The following is a 16,353-nucleotide window of genomic DNA, read 5'->3' as shown; positions in this document are numbered from 1 at the left end:
CGTTTGTTGAACGATTACTCAACAAAAGGTAGCACACTTTTATGAGCGAGCGTTCTAGAATTGAGGAGTGACCGAGACACGCGCGAAGCGGGGACGACCGAGGGCATTCGACCGCACCGCGGCACTGACAGCAGCCACCCGCCTCTTCTGGGAACGCGGCTACGAGGCCACCTCTGTCGGCGAGCTGACCGAGGCGATGGGCATCAGGCCCGGCAGCCTGTACGCGGCCTTCGGGGACAAGAAATCCCTGTTCAAGGAAGCGGTGCACAGCTACGGGCGCTCACCGGTCGGCGCCTTCATGGGGGTCGCTCTCGAAGAGGAACCCACCGCCCATGCCGCGTTCGCCCGCATCCTGCGTGAGGCCGCGGTCATCTATCCCGACCCCACCCATCCGGCCGGATGCCTGACGATCAGCGCGGCCACCAACGTCACCTCCCAAGATGCCGAGGTGGAGACGTTTCTGCGCAACCTGCGCAACAAGAACCTGGCCCTCTTCGAAGCTCGCCTCCGGACGGCGCAACAGGCTGGTGAGCTCTCCGATACCGCCAGTCCCCGTGCGCTGGCCGCGTACATCGCCACGGTCATCCAGGGCATGTCACAGCGCGCCCGCGACGGCGCAACGGCGGCCGAGCTGACCGAATCCGCCGAACTGGCCCTGGCCGCATGGCCCGCGGCGCGACACTGACCCCGTGGCGCCACCTGCCATCTCACCTACTCGGCCACACCGATCGGCAGGATCACGTTTACCGCTGAAGTACTAGCCCGGATACGGGTCGCGCATTCGCGCGGCCCGCAAAGTGCGTGCCCACCAAGCCAATTGGCGCAGCATTCGGTCGCAGGCGTCGATCGCCGCGCCGTAGCGGGTTTCACCGTCCGCGTCGAACTGCCGTTTGGCCTGAGGGAAACTGACCGTTTCGCGGAGGGAGACCATATGTACCTCGGCCACCACCTGGCGCAGTTGCTCGACCGCGCGCAACCCGCCGGACAATCCGCCGTAGGCGACGAAACCCATTGGCTTGGCCCGCCATTCGTGTTTGGCGGTATCGATGGCGGTTTTCAGCGAGGCCGGGTAGCCGTGGTTGTACTCGGAGGTGACCGCCACGAAGGCGTCGGCGGCCGCGAGTCGAGCCCGATAGTCGGCGACCTCGGAAGTCTCGGTGAGATCGGTGGGCAGCGGCGTCTCGCGCAAATCGATGACGCCGATATCGAATTCGGCCTCGGAACCGGCCCGACGCAGGAACCACTCGGCCACGACCGGCGCGAATCGTTCCGGACGCACGCTGGCGATGATGACCTCTAACCGCAGCGGAGTATCCACGGCGCGAGCCTAGTCGGCTTGACACCATGCCGATCGACACCGCGCAGTGGGCGCTGCGGGCCAGACCTGCGCATGGCCGGAGCGAAGGCGGAGATACGCCAACGAACACTGCCGGCGAAGCCGTCTACAGACCTGCGCATGGCCGGAGCGAAGGCGGAGGTACGCCAACGAACACTGCCGGCGAAGCCGTCCGCAGACCTGCGCATGGCCGGAGCGAAGGCGGAGGTACGCCAACGAACACTGCCGGCGAAGCCGTCCACAGACCTGCGCATGGCCGGAGCGAAGGCGGAGGTACGCCTTATCGATCGGTAGCGCAACGCATCCTGCATCATATTCACCGGCTATCACATAGGCGGATTACGGGCGAGGAGGGGGACGACGGTGCTGACCAGGCGTTGGCTGTTGATCGAGACGCTCGGCCGCGCCGAGAGCTGGTCGGTGGTGGCCAGCGGATCCCGACCGAGGGCCTGGACATCGTTTCGCCGGGCGGTGCCCGCGCGACTGCAACCGATCATCGCCGCCGCCCACGCCGGGGGTGTCCCACTGGACCAGGTGTTGCCGCAGTCCCGGCACGCCTGGTCGGCTCTGCGGCTGCTGGTGATCCCGGTGCTCGGCATGGACGGGCGGGTCTGCGCGCTGCGGGTGTGGGTGGGCACGGGTGAGCCACCGCAGGCGACCGGCGTCGCCCCGTTCCGCATCGACGCAGTGACCCGCCGGGTGGACACCCTGCCCGACGGTCTCGGCCCGCATTTCCGGGGCGATCCGATCAGTTGGCTCGGCGCGCAATCCTATGCGACGGTCGAGAGGTTCGACGGCGCACTGGAATTCGCGGCGACGCTGGCCCGTTCCGCACCGGATTCGCGGTGGCTCGGCACCGCGACGGTGCGCGGTTCGACGGGTCCGCGCTCGGTCCTGATCGCCGCGCGCAATGGTGACGCGCCCGCCACCACCTGGTTCGGTGTCGCGGTGGACGTCACCGAAAGTGTGCCGCCGCAGCCGAAGTCGTTCGAGGCGAGCACCCTGGACCTGCTCCGGGCCGAGCAACCGGGCCTCTACCTGGCCATTGTGGATACCGCGCGCGTCCGATTGATCCGCTGGGTCAGCGAACCCCTTCCCGGCCCCCTCTGGTCGGTCCCGGATGAACGCACCCTCCCCCACCCCGCCGACAGGACACGAATCCTGGCTGCCCGCAATGCGATTCGCGCAGGCACACCCCACACCGCCCTGGCGGGCATCCGCTTGCGGACCGGTGCGAACACCTGGCTCACCGTCGATGTGGAAATCACTCCGATTCCGGGCGGCACGCCGGGTGCGCAGGGACCCGAATTCGCATTGCTGCAAATGGAGGCGGCTAGCCCGTTCGCCCTCGAGCGACCCGAACCGCCATATCGTTGAAGGCGAGGATTCGCGCGGTCTGGCGGGACCGGTGCCAAACGAAATACCATTCGATGGGTGGTCCGTCCGTGATCGGGAGGTACACCACGTCGGGGCGGCGGTAGTACTTGGTGACCTGTTCGCCGCAGATGAATGCCCCGACGCCCGCGCCGATCAGCGCGAGCATTTCCTGGAAGGTGTTGGCCACCGGGCCGTGTGCGATCGGTATGCCGCTCGGCGTGTGTGCGGGGGTGCGGTCGGCCTGGATGGATTCCGGCACGGCGTGGGGCATGCGCAGCAGCGTGACGCGGGACAGGTCTTCCAGGGTCAACGCGGGCTCCGTGGCGAGTGGGTGGGTGGCGCGCACGGCGAGCATGCGGCGCTCGCTGAGCACTGTCGGGCCGGTCACCAGGTCCGGTTCGCGCAGTGGGCCGCTGAACAGGGCCATATCGTAGGCGTCTGCGCGCGAGCCTGCGAGCCCGTCGGCGATCTGAACCTCTCGGATACGCACTTCCGCGCCCGGATGTTCGCGCCGGAACGCCTCGGTGGTGGCCAGGACGAACTGTCCGGCGGCCGCACCGACGAAGCCGACGGACAGTACGCCCTCGATACCTCGCCCCGCGGCGGTGGCCCGCTCGACGGCCCATAGGACGCGTTCGTGGCCCGGCCGCAGATCCTCGAGCAGTTGTCGGCCGATGGGCGTGAGTTCGACGCGTCGGCTGGTGCGATCGAAAAGCTTCGCGCCGACCCGGCGTTCGAGACGCTGGATGGTTTGGCTGATGCGGCCGGTGGATACCGCGAGTCGCTCGGCGGCCCGCCCGAAATGCAATTCCTCGGCCACCGTGAGGAATGCCTCGATCTCATACCGCTCCATCGCCGTTCCCTGTCGCTCGATTTACCGATCGTTGAGCAGAGCTGAACGGTCGTTGCCGAGGACGTCATTGTTCGCGGCACTCCCTAGATCAAAGCTGTGAACTGGCAGTTCTTCAAATTGGAAAGGGATGTCATGACAGGGAAGTCCATACTGGTACTCGGCGGTACCGGCAAGACCGGCGGGCGCATTGTGCGCCGCCTGCAGGATCGGGGTCTGCCGGTCCGGGTCGGTTCGCGCTCGGCCGAACCGCCTTTCGATTGGGATAATCCGGCGGGTTGGGCTCCGGTGCTGTTCGATGTCGACGCACTCTACATCGCCTATCAGCCCGATCTCGCGGTTCCTGGCGCACCGGAGACCGTGCGGGCCTTGGGCGAGATGGCCGCGGCGGCGGGTGTGCGGCGGGTGGTGCTGCTGTCCGGGCGCGGTGAGATCGAGGCGCAGGAGGCGGAGGAGTTGTTGGCACAGGTGTGCCCGCAGCGCACGGTGATCCGCTCCAGCTTCTTCGCGCAGAATTTCACCGAGGGTCCGTTCGCGGAGGAGATCGCGGCGGGTCAGTTGGTGTTGCCGGTCGGTCAGGTGCCCGAGCCGTTCATCGATATCGAGGATATCGCCGATCTGGCGGTGGCGGCGCTCACCGAGGACGGGCACGCGGGCGAGATCTACGAGGTCACCGGCGCGCGTTCGCTCACCTTCGCCGAGGCGGTCGCGGAGATCGCCGCGGCGGCGGGTCGGCCGATCGACTACATCCAGGTCACACCCGAGGAGTACGCGGCCGCCGCGCGGGAGCACGGCCTGCCCGAGGATCTGATCGAATTCCTGCTCTACCTGTTCACCACCGTGCTCGACGGTCGCAATGCCGCGCCGAGTGATGGCATCGCGCGCGGGCTCGGTCGTGCGCCAAGGGATTTCGCCGACTATGTGCGAGACGCGACGTGGGCGACGCGATGAAGGCGGCCCGTTCGCTCAGTCTGATCGCGGCCGCGATCACCACCGGTCTGATGGCGGGCCTGTTCGCGGCCTTCGCCTATTCGGTGATGCCGGGCCTGCGGCGCAGTTCCGATCGCGCCTTCGTGGAGGCGATGCAGAACATCAATGTCGCCATCCTGAATCCGGTGTTCATGACGCTGTTCATGGGCGGGCTGGCGGCGGCGGGTGTCGCGGTGCTGACGCACTGGCGCTCGGCCGACCGCACGCTGCGGTATTGGCTGGTGGCCGGATTCGTCTGCTATCTGGTGATGTTCCTGGTGACGAGCGGGGTGAATGTGCCGCTCAATGACAAGCTGGCCGCCGCGGGCGATCCGGCGGCCATCGCCGATATCGCGGGGGTGCGCCGGGATTTCGAGGATCCGTGGGTGAGGTGGAATATCGTGCGCGCGGTGGCGAATGTCGGTGCGCTCACCTGTTTCGTCTTGGCGCTGCTGCGGGCGGGTCGAGCCGAAGCGCCGCAGCCGGTGAGCTCGCGGCGCGCGGAAGTAGGTGTCTAAGAGCGAACCAGACGGGCGATGGCGTCGGTGGCCTCTTTGATCTTGGCTTCGGCCTCGGGGCCGCCCGCCACCGCAGCGTCGACCACGCAGTGGCTGATGTGGTCCTCGAGCAGGCCCATGGCCACCGCCTGCAGCGCCTTGGTCATGGCCGAGACCTGGGTGAGGATATCGATGCAGTATTTCTCCTCCTCGACCATCCGCTGCAGGCCGCGGGCCTGGCCCTCGATGCGGCGCAGCCGCTTGAGGTAGTCGTCCTTCGCGGTGATGTAGCCGTGCTGGGAATGATCGTGGGTCGGAGTCGTCACCGACTGTCTCCTCGCTGCCTGGTCATTGATACCCCCATAGGGTACATCGAAGCGGGTCGATTGTCAGGCCGAAGCGCAGGTGGGAGCGACCCCGACGAAAACCCGGCTCGCCTGTGCGCCGCGACACAATCCCCCCTACGTGTGCCTATAACTGCGGCCCTACCACGGTCTGCCGCGACACCCGCCGCGCGCCGCGAGCGAGCACGCGAGAGAATCTGACCCATGAGTTCGCTTCCCCGGCCCGCGCTCGCCATCATCGGCGGCAGCGGTTTCTACGACTTCTTCGACAATGACGCGACCCACGTCGAGGTCGACACCCCTTACGGCGCGCCGAGCGCGCCGATCGCGGTGGGCGAGGTGGACGGGCGTGCGGTCGCCTTCCTGCCCAGGCACGGCAAACAGCACGAGTACTCCCCGCACACCCTGCCCTACCAGGCCAATATGTGGGCGCTGCGCTCGCTGGGGGTGCGGCGGATCCTCGCGCCGTGCGCGGTCGGCAGCCTGCGCGCCGACTGGGGTCCCGGCACCGTCGCGGTGCCGGATCAACTGGTCGACCGCACCTCCGGCCGCCCGCAGACCTACTTCGATCGCGGCGGCGTGCACATTTCCTTCGCCGACCCCTACTGCGACGAATTGCGCACCGCCGCCATCAAATCCGCGAGCGACGACCTGCCCATGAAGACGCAGGGCACCATGGTCGTCGTCCAGGGTCCGCGCTTCTCCACCCGCGCCGAGAGCCGCTGGTTCGCCGGACAGGGCTGGGAGCTGGTGAATATGACCGGCTTCCCGGAGGCGGTCCTCGCCCGCGAACTCGAAATGTGCTATGCCGCCATCGCTTTGGTGACCGACCTGGACGCGGGCCTCGAGGAAGGCGACGGCGTGCACGCCACCGACGTATTCGCCGAATTCAAGAAGAACCTCGGACCGTTCAAGGAATTGGTGCGCCGCGCGGTCGGCGCGGTCACCGGCTCCGACACCTGCGAGCGCTGCCGCGTGCATACCGGGGTGCAGTTGCCGTTCGAATTGCCCTGAGCTACAGCGACGGTGCCGCTCACCCGTGCCAGGCGCGGTAGACCTCGACCGCGCCGGGGTGCAGCGGCACCGCGCCGGTATTGATCAGCGAGCGCCCGTCGAGGAATTGCGCGCCCGCCGCCTCGGTGGGCACCAGGGATTCGGCCCGGTTGACCAGCAGGTCCACGATCGCGGCCGCGGTGCGGTTGGGCATATCCCGCGCGGCGAGCAGCAGGTTGGTGACGCCGATGGTGTGCACCCCCGTCGCGCCGGGATAGGCGGCGGCCGGGATCTCGACCCGGTCGTAGACGGGTCCGAACAGTTCGCGCATCGGGGTCGCGAGCTCGCCGAGGTCGATCAGGCGCATCCGGTTGGGCACCTCGAACAGGGCGGTCGGCACACCGCCCGCCCACAGCAGCGCGTCGGCGGTGCCGGCGATGACCTCGGCCACCGAATCCCGCAGCGGCCGATGCGCCACGGTCACCTCCTCGTCCGGGCGCAGTCCGGCGGCGCTCAGGATGCGATTGCCGGTCAGCGCCGCGCCCGACCCTTCCGCACCCAGGTTCACCCGCGCGCCCCGCAGATCGCCGACGGTGTGGATGCGGCTGTCATTGCGCACGGCCATCTGCAGATAGTTCTCATACACCCGGCCCAGCGCCACCAACGGCTCCCCCGAACGCGCCACCGAATCCGCCAGCGTCAGTGCGGCATCCACCTCTCCGCGCGCGAGCATCGTCAAATTGTCCTGCGATCCGGCGGTCGTCACGACCTCGATCCGCACCGTCCCCGCCTGTGCCGCCGAGGCCGCCAACTTCTCCGCGAACGCGTGATAGAACCCGCCGACCTCCCCGGACGCCACTCGCGCCCGCCCCGCTCCCCCTTCGGACCCGCATCCGGCCACCGCCAGCGCGGCCACCCCGGCCGCCGCTAGAAATCCTCTACGCCGCAACATCATTCACCTCGGGTAACCGAATCAGCACCGCCAGGCCTCGCGGCCGATTCGGTTCGACGGTGAGGGTGCCGCCACCGGACTGGGTCAGGGCCGAGGCGATGGGCAGTCCCAAACCGGAACCGCCCGCCGGTGCGTCGGAGCCGCGATAGAAACGCGTGGCGAGCTTGTCGATTTCGGATTCGTCGACGCCGGAGCCATTGTCGCGCACCGCGATCGTGATCCAGCCCGGCTCGGCGGCGACACCGACGCTCACCCGCGCGCCCGCCCCGGCGTATCGACTCGAATTGCTCAGCGGCACATCGAGGATCTGGGCGAGGATATCGGCCGACACGGCGACCTCGGCATGATCGACGGCAGTATCGACGCTCAGATCGATCGAGGCGTTCTCGAAGGCGGAATGCCAGGCGTCGATCCGGTCGGCCACCACCTGAAGGGCGTCGCAATGGTTCTCCGATTCCAGACGCATGGCCGCGAAGGCCGCCGGGGACTCCGCGACGGCCAGATCGAGCAGACCGTCCAGCAGCGCGGTCAACCGGTCCACCTCGGCGCTCGCGCCGCGAAAGGTCGCTGCCGCGCGTTCGGGAATATCGGACTCCAGCGAATCGAGCCGAATTGTCAAGGCGGCAAGCGGATTGCGCATGGCATGGGCGGTATCGGCCACCAATTGCCGCTGCGCGTCGACGGAATCGGCGATGGCCAGGGCCATGGCGTCGAAGGATTCGGCCAGCTCTCGCATTTCCGGCGGACCGCCATGTCTGCGGGTGATCGAGACCGACGCGGGTTCGTCCGGATGCGAACGCGGCAGCGCCGCTGTCAGATCCGCGACCGCACGCGAGAGCGCCGCCAGCGGACGCAGCACCCAGCGGCTCAAGGTCAATGCGAGCAGCATGAACAAACCCATGGCCGCGACCGCGCCCAGCGCGATCACCGCCCAATCCCTGGCGATATCGGCGCGAGCGCGCGCCGTGGACGCCTGGATCACCACCGCGCCATTGACCTGGATCCCCGTCCCCACCGGCCGCGCGATGAGCACTGTCGGGCGACTCCACGGATCGAGCCGCTGCATCGACTGCGCGCGCTGGTTGCGCCGCGCCGCCGCCACCGCGGCGGACACCTCACCATCCCCGACATTGGCCCCCGCATTGATCGACACCTCGCCCTTGGCATTGACGACCAGCACATTCTCCCCGTAGAGCTCGTGATAGCGGCCGATCTCATCGGCGAGGGCGCGAATATCGCCGACGGCCTGTCCGGCCCCGGCCAGGGAGGCGAAGCGGTCGGCATCGCCGGAGCGAGCCAGCACCAGTTCCTGGGTGCGGCTGGTCGCCACCGTCAGCGACAGCGGCACCGCGAACGCCAGCACCGCGATCGCCGCGAACACCGTCAGCGCTATCAGCAGCCGACGCCGCATACCGCGTCCCCGATCACTGACCCCACCGGTATCCATATCCCCGAATGGTGGTGATCAGACCGGGCCTGCCGAGTTTGGCCCGCAGACCCGTCATATGCACATCGAGCGTCCGCGACACCGCCACGAACGCGTCACCCCAGATCCGATCCATCAACTGCTGGCGGCTCACCGCCGCCCCCGGCCGCTCCACCAGCGCCTCGACCAGTTCGAATTCCTTCTGCGTCAAGGCGATCTGCGTCCCGCCCACCTCGACCACCCGCGCCGCCAGATCCACCCGCACATCGCCGGTGACCACCTCGGAACGCTGCGGCTGCGCGGCCACCGCCGCCCGCCGCAGCACCGTCTCGAGGCGCGCGGTCAACTCGGCGATGCGCGGCGGCTTCACCACGTAATCGTCCGCGCCGCCGCGCAATCCGCGCACGATCGAACGCTCGTCGCTGCGCGCGGTGAGGATCAACACCGGCACCGAACTGACCTCGCGCAACTGCCGCAGCACCTGCAATCCGTCGGCATCGGGCAGGCCGAGATCCAGGATGACCGCGTCGTAGCCGCGGTGCGCGGTGAGCAGATCCGCGCCCCTGCGCTTGCGGTCGGCCTGGTAGCCGCGGGCATTGAGGGCGTCGACCAGCGCGTCCCCCACACCGTCGTCGTCCTCGACCACCGCAAGCCGCACGCGCCGATCCTCGCACAGGTCGGCCTCGGCGCGCGCGGCCGGCCGGTCAGCTTCCGGAGTTGGTGAGGGCACGCCCCGCCTCGGCTTCGGTCGCCTCCGCGTCGATGGCCGATCCCGCGGAGGTCTCGCGCATGAATGCGTAGGTGAGCAGCGAGACCAGTACACAACCCGCGACGTAGAAGAAGAACACCGATTCGTGGCCCGCGTCCTTGAGCCACAGCGCGATGTATTCGGCGGTGCCGCCGAAGATGGCGACGGTCAGCGCGTAGGGCAGGCCGACGCCGAGCGCGCGGATCCTGGTCGGGAACAGTTCCGCCTTCACGATGGCATTGATCGAGGTGTAGCCGGAGATGATGATGAGTGCCACCATCATCAGACCCCAGGCCTTGACGGCGTTCTGGGTGTGCTGGATCGCGAACATGATCGGCACCGTGAACAGAGTGCCGCAGATTCCGAAGAACAGCAGCAGCTTGCGGCGGCCGATTCGATCCGACAGCGCACCCGCCAGCGGCTGCAGCACCACGAACACCAGCAGCGCGATGAAGTTGATCCAGGCCGCGGTGCCCTTGGGGATGTGCGCGGTATTGATCATGAACTTCTGCATGTAGGTGGTGTAGGTGTAGAAGGCCACCGTGCCGCCCAGGGTCAATCCGACCACCAGCAGACATTCGCGCGGGTACTGCAGCAGCAGGCGCAGCGAGCCGCGCTTGGCCGGTGTCTCCGAGGCCGCGTCCGCCTGTTGGCTTTCGGCCTGGAACTGCTCGGATTCGTCCATGTGGCGACGCAGCCACATGACGATCAGCGCGCCTGCCGCACCGATGACGAACGGAATGCGCCAGCCCCAGTTGGCCATCTGCGCCTCGGTGAGGAACTGCTGCATGATGATCTGCACGCCGAGCGCCACCAACTGGCCCGCCACCAGGGTGACGTACTGGAAGCTCGAATAGAACCCGCGCCGCCCCGCCGAGGCCACCTCGGACAGATAGGTCGCGCTGGTCGCGTATTCGCCGCCGACCGAAAGCCCCTGGAGCAGCCGCGCGATGAGCAATACCGCGGGCGCGAGCAGGCCGATGGTCTTGTATCCGGGTGTGACCGCGATCAACAGCGATCCGGCGGCCATCACCGTCACCGACAGGGTCAGCGCGGAGCGACGACCGAAGCGGTCCGCGTAACGGCCCAGCAACCAACCGCCGATCGGGCGCATCAGGAAGCCGACCGCGAAAACCGCCGCCGTCGACATCAATTGCGCGGTCGGATTGTCCTTGGGGAAGAATGTTTTCGCGAAATACACGCTGAACGCGGCATATACGTACCAGTCGTACCATTCGACGAGATTGCCGATAGAACCGCGCAAAACATTCGCAACGACCCGGCGCTCGCCCATGGGCTGTGTCGCAGTCACTGAACCTCCTCCATCAGACGCAGCAGCGCGTCGAGGATGAGTGTGGGTGCCCTCACAGGGATTCGGAAGTCACAACGGGGTTTTCTTACGTTCCCTTAGGCGTACCTCCGCCTTCGCTCCGGCCATGCGTAGGTCTGCGGACGGCTTCGCAGGCAGCGCCTATTCGGGCAATGGCAACCGCGGGCCGGGACCATTCCCGGCCCAGGTTATTCGCCGCAGCAACCGTCGGATTCGACCGGAATGGAACGCGTTTCGCGGGTTTGCGCATTGCGGGCGGCAAGTGCGTCATCGGCGGGGTAATCCACTGCGACAAGGCTGAGCCCGTGCGCGGGCGCGACCGTTACCGCACTGGACCGCTCGGTCTCCAGCAATAGACCGGCTACCCACGCTGGAGTGCGTCGCCCCTCCCCCACCGCCAGCACCGCGCCAACCAGACTCCGCACCATCGACCAACAAAAGGCGTCCGCGCTGACCGACGCGGTGAGCAGATCCCCGGACCGCTCCCAGTCGAAGCGCTGCAATTCACGCACCGTGGTCGCCCCGTCGCGGCGACGGCAAAAGGCCGCGAAATTGTGCAGACCCAAGAGATTTCGCGATGCCGCGCGCATCGCGTCCAAGTCGACGCCCGGCCTGCACGCCACCACGCTGCGGGCCGCGAGCGGTTCCGCACCGTAGGGCGCGGTGGTCAACCGATAGACATAGTGGCGACGGATAGCCGAGAACCGGGCATCGAATTCGGCGGGCGCCGCACGCACCGCCTTGATCCGCACATCCTTCGGCAGGAAGCGGGCCATGCGGTGCACCAGTCGGTCGCCGTCGCACTCGGCGTGCGTATCGAAATGCGCCACTTGACCTTCCGCGTGCACACCCGCGTCGGTGCGGCCCGCCACGGTCAGCGCGACCGATTCGCGCAGCACCTTGCCCAGCGCCTCCTCCAGCACGCCCTGCACGGTCCGCAGGCCCGGCTGTCGCGCCCAGCCGACGAAATCGGTTCCGTCATAGGAGATATCCAGCCGCACCCTGGTCGCGGGCCGGGTGGGCTGTATGGGCTGGGGGTGCACCGGACTCCTCCATTACCGAAATGAGCGAGCCCGCCGACCCCGAAGGGTGCGGCGGGCTCGTTCGCGCTGTGCGGAACTCAGGCGTCGGCCTTCTTGTCCTCGGCCTTGGTCTCGGTCTCGGCGGCGACGGCCTCTTCGGCCTTCTCCTCGACGACCTCGGCGTCCACGACAGCCGGGGCCTCCTCGACCTTCTTCGACGCGGCCACGCGGCGGGCGCGATCGGCCTCGTTGGTCACGGTCTTCTCCCGGACCAGTTCGATGACGGCCATCGGCGCGTTATCACCCTTGCGGGGGACGGTCTTGATGATGCGGGTGTAGCCGCCCTCGCGACCCTCGAACGACGGACCGATCTCCGCGAACAGCGCATGCACGATGTCCTTGTTGCGGATGACCTTCAGCACCTCGCGACGGTCGGCCAGCGAGCCGCCCTTCGCCTTGGTGATGAGCTTCTCGGCGTAGGGGCGCACGGCCTTGGCCTTGGCCTCGGTCGTGGTGATCCGGCCGTGCTCGAAGAGCGCCGTGGCCAGATTGGCGTAGATCGCCTTCTGGTGCGACGCCGACCCGCCGAAGCGGGCACCCTTCTTGGGCTTAGGCATTTTCGTTCTCCTTATGAGAGGCCAGATCCGGGGCGGCCAGCCCCGTCGGCCTAGAGCTGTTCGGTCTCGGCGTAGTCCTGCTCGCCACCGTCGGTGTCGCTGAACGTGCCGCTGTCGCTCCACGTTCCGGTGCTGGCGTCGTAGCCGACCACGCTGGACGGGTCGAACGACGCCGGGCTGTCCTTGAGCGAGAGGCCGAGCGCGTGCAGCTTGACCTTGACCTCGTCGATGGACTTCTGGCCGAAGTTGCGGATATCGAGCAGATCCGACTCCGTGCGGGCCACGAGCTCGCCCACCGTGTGCACACCCTCGCGCTTGAGGCAGTTGTAGGACCGGACGGTGAGGTCCAGATCCTCGATCGGCAGACCGAACGAGGCGATGTGATCCGCCTCGGCCGGCGACGGGCCGATCTCGATGCCCTCCGCCTCGACATTCAGCTCACGGGCCAGGCCGAACAGCTCGACCAGGGTCTTGCCCGCCGAGGCGAGCGCGTCCCGCGCGGTGATGGAGTTCTTGGTCTCCACGTCCAGGATGAGCCGGTCGAAGTCGGTGCGCTGCTCGACGCGGGTGGCCTCGACCTTGTAGGTCACCTTCAGCACCGGCGAGTAGATGGAATCCACCGGGATGCGGCCGATTTCCGCACCGGACGCCTTGTTCTGCACGGCGGGCACATAGCCGCGACCGCGCTCGACCACGAGCTCGATCTCCAGCTTGCCCTTGTCGTTCAGGGTGGCGATGTGCATATCCGGGTTGTGCACCACGACACCTGCGGGCGGCACGATGTCACCGGCGGTGACGGTGCCCGGCCCCTGCTTGCGCACGTACATGGTCACCGGCTCGTCCTCTTCCGAGGACACGACCAAGCCCTTGAGGTTCAGGATGATGTCGGTGACATCCTCCTTGACCCCCGGCACGGTGGTGAACTCGTGCAGGACGCCGTCGATGCGGATGCTGGTGACCGCGGCCCCTGGAATCGAGGACAGCAGGGTGCGGCGCAGCGAGTTGCCGAGGGTGTAACCGAAGCCCGGCTCGAGCGGTTCGATGGTGAACTTCGAGCGGTTCTCGGCGACGACCTCTTCGGTCAGCGTCGGACGCTGGGAGATCAGCATGGGGATTCATCCTCCTCTACGGGCGACCACTATTTGACGCCCACGTATGGAATTTGTGTGTGATCGCTCGACAGCCGAGCGATCACACACCGGCGGCACCGGCCGATTACTTCGAGTAGTACTCGACGATCAGCTGCTCGGACAGCGGCACAACGATCTGGGCGCGCTCGGGCAACTGGTGCACGAGGATCCGCAGCCGACCCGGAATGACCTGCAGCCAGCCGGGGACGGTACGGTCGCCGACGGTCTCGCGCGCCACCTGGAACGGCAGGGTGCTCAGCGACTTCTCCTTGACATCGATGATGTCGTACTGGGAGACCTGGAAGCTCGGGACGTTCACCTTCCGGTTGTTCACCAGGAAGTGGCCGTGGCTGACCAGCTGACGGGCCTGACGGCGGGTGCGCGCCAGACCGGCGCGGTACACCACATTGTCCAGGCGGGTCTCCAGCAGGCGCAGCAGGTTGTCGCCGGTCTTGCCCTTGAGGCGGTTGGCCTCCTTGTAGTACCGGCTGAACTGCCGCTCGAGGATGCCGTAGGTGAAGCGCGCCTTCTGCTTCTCCTGCAGCTGGAGCAGGTACTCGCTCTCCTTGATCCGCGCCCGGCCGTGCTGACCCGGCGGGTAGGGACGACGCTCGAACGCCTGATCGCCGCCGACGAGGTCGACGCGGTACCGACGCGACTTGCGGGTGATGGGTCCGGTATAACGGGCCATTTCGCTCTACGTTCCTTTCCCGCTAGACGCGACGGCGCTTGGGCGGACGGCAACCGTTGTGCGGCTGCGGGGTGACATCGGAGATCGTGCCCACCTCGAGGCCCGCGGCCTGCAGCGAGCGGATCGCGGTCTCGCGGCCCGAACCCGGACCCTTGACGAACACGTCGACCTTCTTGACGCCGTTCTCCTGCGCCTTGCGGGCCGCGTTCTCGGCGGCCAGCTGCGCGGCGAACGGGGTCGACTTGCGCGAACCCTTGAAGCCGACGTGGCCCGAGGACGCCCAGGAGATGACGTTGCCGTTGGGGTCGGTGATGGACACGATCGTGTTGTTGAACGTGCTCTTGATGTGCGCGTGGCCGTGCGGAACGTTCTTCTTTTCCCGGCGACGCGACTTCTGGGTCTTCTTCGGGCCCGCGGCCCGACTCTTCGGAGGCATCGGTTATCCCTACTTCTTCTTGCCTGCGACGGTGCGCTTCGGACCCTTGCGGGTGCGAGCGTTGGTCTTGGTGCGCTGACCGCGCACGGGCAGACCACGACGGTGGCGCAGCCCCTGGTAGCAGCCGATCTCGATCTTGCGACGGATATCGGCCTGCACCTCGCGGCGCAAATCGCCCTCGACCTTGAACGCCGAGGCCTCGATGTAGTCGCGCAGCTTGGTCAGGTCGTCGTCACTGAGATCCTTCGAGCGCAGATCCGGGCTGACGCCGGTCTGGTCCAGGATCTCCTTGGAGCGGGTACGGCCGATGCCGTAGATGTAGGTCAGCGCGATCTCCATGCGCTTCTCGCGCGGGAGGTCGACGCCCATGAGACGTGCCATGTGGCAGGTTCCTTAATGTTGCGGAGGTCTGCTCCCTGTCCGTTCCCCGCGTCTTGGTTGGGGCACCGGCCTCCGTACCGGTGGTTGGCGCACGCGCTCCGGACCCGAGGGTCCGAATTTCCACAGCGCGCGGCTGGAACTGGGAGTTCTTCTTTATCTGGCCAATCCGAACCGCGTTCGGTGCTGGCTGGTGATCGGGTTGATCAGCCCTGGCGCTGCTTGTGGCGCAGGTTGTCGCAGATCACCATGACCCGGCCGTGGCGGCGGATCACCTTGCACTTCTCGCAGATCTTCTTGACGCTTGGCTGAACCTTCACGTCCGTCCAATCTTTTTGTGGTTCACGGGTGTGAACACAGTTTTTCCCCAGTCTGGCGACTGGGGAAGTCTAGTGCGTCAAAAGACGCTGTCCCCATCCGGGTCCCGACCACAAGACGCGGTTCCCACCCGGTCACCGCATCCAGCAGACACGACTCCCGGTCAAGCATCACGCCCGATAGCTGCGGTTCCGTAAAGCACCACAGCCCCGAAGGCACGGTTCCCGGCCGGGGGTCCGGGGGCGAAGCCCTCCGGGCGGGGTGTGGGGGTTGCACCCCCACAAAAACACTAAGTGAATCGCCTCAGGCGAACGCTTCCCGTGAGCAGAGCTCACCCAGGCGGATTCACTTATAGCGGTAGACGATCCGTCCTCGGCTCAGGTCGTACGGGGAGAGCTCGACCACGACGCGATCCTCGGGGAGGATACGGATGTAGTGCTGCCGCATCTTGCCGGAGATGTGCGCGAGCACCTTGTGCCCGTTCTCCAACTCGATCCGGAACATCGCATTGGGCAGCGGCTCGACAACTCGACCCTCGACCTCGATGGCCCCGTCCTTCTTCGCCATGTCCTCCGCGATCCCGGTTACGCTCAACCTTGGTCAGATTGTGGTAGCTGTTCGATACGCCCGGACTCTTGTCCCTCGAATCGGCCGCACGCGAACAGTCGGCGCGTAGGTGCACCGCCGCTCCAGCTTACCGATCTCGTCCCGATCGGGCAAAAACACCCCCGCGCGAGGTCGTCGCATCGACGCATTCGCACCGGTGGGAAGCGGATTGACCGAATCTGCCCCAGGTCGGGTGGGCGCGGCCCGCCTGCCCCACGATCCGTGACTGCGGTCGCGTAAACTGGCCGCTGTCCAGAATAAGGTCGAGCAGATTCGGGGGACGCGTGAGCGCACGAGCCACGATGCCGGCTCGACCGAGCCGCAGCGAGGTGC

20 protein-coding genes are annotated in these 16,353 nt (G+C 67.2%); 5 read left to right on the top strand and 15 right to left on the bottom strand.

Annotated elements, in window-relative coordinates; all coding sequences use genetic code 11:
- Positions 1 to 67 precede the first annotated feature (67 nt).
- Positions 68 to 685, top strand: coding sequence for a TetR/AcrR family transcriptional regulator (locus D5S18_RS23445; protein WP_120043231.1), 618 nt, complete (start codon positions 68 to 70; stop codon positions 683 to 685).
- A gap of 72 nt (positions 686 to 757) precedes the next feature.
- On the opposite strand, the gene D5S18_RS23440 is transcribed toward D5S18_RS23445, so the two are convergent.
- The gene (locus D5S18_RS23440; protein ID WP_120043230.1) at positions 758 to 1,318 is read right to left on the bottom strand and encodes an NADPH-dependent FMN reductase; all 561 of its coding nucleotides are present in this window, start codon (positions 1,316 to 1,318) and stop codon (positions 758 to 760) included.
- A 381-nt stretch (positions 1,319 to 1,699) separates the two neighbouring features.
- Between D5S18_RS23440 and D5S18_RS23435 the strand changes: the two genes are divergently transcribed.
- Positions 1,700 to 2,713, top strand: a complete 1,014-nt coding sequence (locus D5S18_RS23435; RefSeq protein WP_120043229.1) for a GAF domain-containing protein — start codon at positions 1,700 to 1,702, stop codon at positions 2,711 to 2,713.
- Here the strand turns inward: D5S18_RS23435 and D5S18_RS23430 are convergent.
- Positions 2,670 to 3,566 (bottom strand): LysR family transcriptional regulator, encoded by an 897-nt coding sequence (locus D5S18_RS23430; RefSeq protein WP_120043228.1) that lies wholly within the window; start codon positions 3,564 to 3,566, stop codon positions 2,670 to 2,672. The genes D5S18_RS23435 and D5S18_RS23430 overlap by 44 nt on opposite strands.
- A 132-nt stretch (positions 3,567 to 3,698) precedes the next feature.
- Between D5S18_RS23430 and D5S18_RS23425 the strand changes: the two genes are divergently transcribed.
- Positions 3,699 to 4,514: a Rossmann-fold NAD(P)-binding domain-containing protein gene (locus D5S18_RS23425; protein ID WP_120043478.1), complete on the top strand. Its 816-nt coding sequence runs from the start codon at positions 3,699 to 3,701 to the stop codon at positions 4,512 to 4,514.
- Positions 4,499 to 5,050, top strand: coding sequence for an anthrone oxygenase family protein (locus D5S18_RS23420; protein ID WP_239003958.1), 552 nt, complete (start codon positions 4,499 to 4,501; stop codon positions 5,048 to 5,050). Before D5S18_RS23425 ends, D5S18_RS23420 begins: the two co-directional genes overlap by 16 nt.
- Here D5S18_RS23420 and D5S18_RS23415 read toward each other — a convergent pair.
- The gene (locus tag D5S18_RS23415; RefSeq protein ID WP_120043227.1) at positions 5,047 to 5,355 is read right to left on the bottom strand and encodes a metal-sensitive transcriptional regulator; all 309 of its coding nucleotides are present in this window, start codon (positions 5,353 to 5,355) and stop codon (positions 5,047 to 5,049) included. The two genes, D5S18_RS23420 and D5S18_RS23415, sit on opposite strands and share 4 nt — an antisense overlap.
- 222 nt (positions 5,356 to 5,577) lie before the next feature.
- Here D5S18_RS23415 and D5S18_RS23410 point away from each other — a divergent pair, with 222 nt between their 5' ends.
- Positions 5,578 to 6,387, top strand: a complete 810-nt coding sequence (locus D5S18_RS23410; protein ID WP_120043226.1) for an S-methyl-5'-thioadenosine phosphorylase — start codon at positions 5,578 to 5,580, stop codon at positions 6,385 to 6,387.
- A gap of 19 nt (positions 6,388 to 6,406) precedes the next feature.
- On the opposite strand, the gene D5S18_RS23405 is transcribed toward D5S18_RS23410, so the two are convergent.
- The 12 genes from D5S18_RS23405 to infA form a co-directional block, all read right to left on the bottom strand.
- On the bottom strand, positions 6,407 to 7,318 hold the full coding sequence (locus tag D5S18_RS23405; protein WP_120043225.1) for a TAXI family TRAP transporter solute-binding subunit: 912 nt from the start codon (positions 7,316 to 7,318) through the stop codon (positions 6,407 to 6,409).
- A complete protein-coding gene (locus tag D5S18_RS23400) occupies positions 7,305 to 8,765 on the bottom strand; it encodes a sensor histidine kinase (RefSeq protein ID WP_239003957.1) in 1,461 nt (486 codons plus the stop codon). Before D5S18_RS23400 ends, D5S18_RS23405 begins: the two co-directional genes overlap by 14 nt.
- Complete coding sequence (locus D5S18_RS23395; protein ID WP_120043475.1) at positions 8,743 to 9,402, bottom strand: response regulator transcription factor; 660 nt, start codon at positions 9,400 to 9,402, stop codon at positions 8,743 to 8,745. The genes D5S18_RS23400 and D5S18_RS23395 overlap by 23 nt, the downstream gene beginning before the upstream one ends.
- 46 nt (positions 9,403 to 9,448) lie before the next feature.
- Entirely contained in the window at positions 9,449 to 10,786 is a 1,338-nt protein-coding gene (locus D5S18_RS23390; RefSeq protein ID WP_120043224.1) for an MFS transporter, read from the bottom strand.
- A 224-nt stretch (positions 10,787 to 11,010) separates the two neighbouring features.
- Positions 11,011 to 11,823, bottom strand: a complete 813-nt coding sequence (gene truA, locus D5S18_RS23385) for a tRNA pseudouridine(38-40) synthase TruA (RefSeq protein ID WP_120043474.1) — start codon at positions 11,821 to 11,823, stop codon at positions 11,011 to 11,013.
- A gap of 119 nt (positions 11,824 to 11,942) precedes the next feature.
- Positions 11,943 to 12,461: a 50S ribosomal protein L17 gene (gene rplQ / locus D5S18_RS23380; RefSeq protein WP_120043223.1), complete on the bottom strand. Its 519-nt coding sequence runs from the start codon at positions 12,459 to 12,461 to the stop codon at positions 11,943 to 11,945.
- A gap of 50 nt (positions 12,462 to 12,511) precedes the next feature.
- Positions 12,512 to 13,570 (bottom strand): DNA-directed RNA polymerase subunit alpha, encoded by a 1,059-nt coding sequence (locus tag D5S18_RS23375; RefSeq protein ID WP_040686662.1) that lies wholly within the window; start codon positions 13,568 to 13,570, stop codon positions 12,512 to 12,514.
- 106 nt (positions 13,571 to 13,676) lie between these two features.
- Positions 13,677 to 14,282 carry a 30S ribosomal protein S4 gene (gene rpsD, locus D5S18_RS23370; RefSeq protein WP_120043222.1) on the bottom strand — a complete coding sequence of 202 codons (606 nt, stop codon included), beginning with the start codon at positions 14,280 to 14,282 and terminating at the stop codon, positions 13,677 to 13,679.
- Between the two features lie 22 nt (positions 14,283 to 14,304).
- On the bottom strand, positions 14,305 to 14,718 hold the full coding sequence (gene rpsK / locus D5S18_RS23365) for a 30S ribosomal protein S11 (protein ID WP_040704448.1): 414 nt from the start codon (positions 14,716 to 14,718) through the stop codon (positions 14,305 to 14,307).
- 9 nt (positions 14,719 to 14,727) lie between these two features.
- Positions 14,728 to 15,099, bottom strand: coding sequence for a 30S ribosomal protein S13 (rpsM, locus tag D5S18_RS23360; protein WP_120043221.1), 372 nt, complete (start codon positions 15,097 to 15,099; stop codon positions 14,728 to 14,730).
- 203 nt (positions 15,100 to 15,302) lie between these two features.
- A complete protein-coding gene (rpmJ, locus tag D5S18_RS23355) occupies positions 15,303 to 15,416 on the bottom strand; it encodes a 50S ribosomal protein L36 (RefSeq protein ID WP_011207363.1) in 114 nt (37 codons plus the stop codon).
- 343 nt (positions 15,417 to 15,759) lie between these two features.
- Positions 15,760 to 15,981, bottom strand: coding sequence for a translation initiation factor IF-1 (gene infA / locus D5S18_RS23350; protein ID WP_003418601.1), 222 nt, complete (start codon positions 15,979 to 15,981; stop codon positions 15,760 to 15,762).
- Positions 15,982 to 16,353 lie beyond the last annotated feature (372 nt).

The sequence above is a fragment of the Nocardia panacis genome, from assembly GCF_003598715.1.
Classification (GTDB): domain Bacteria; phylum Actinomycetota; class Actinomycetes; order Mycobacteriales; family Mycobacteriaceae; genus Nocardia; species Nocardia panacis.
This window is presented reverse-complemented; position numbering and strand designations above follow the sequence as displayed.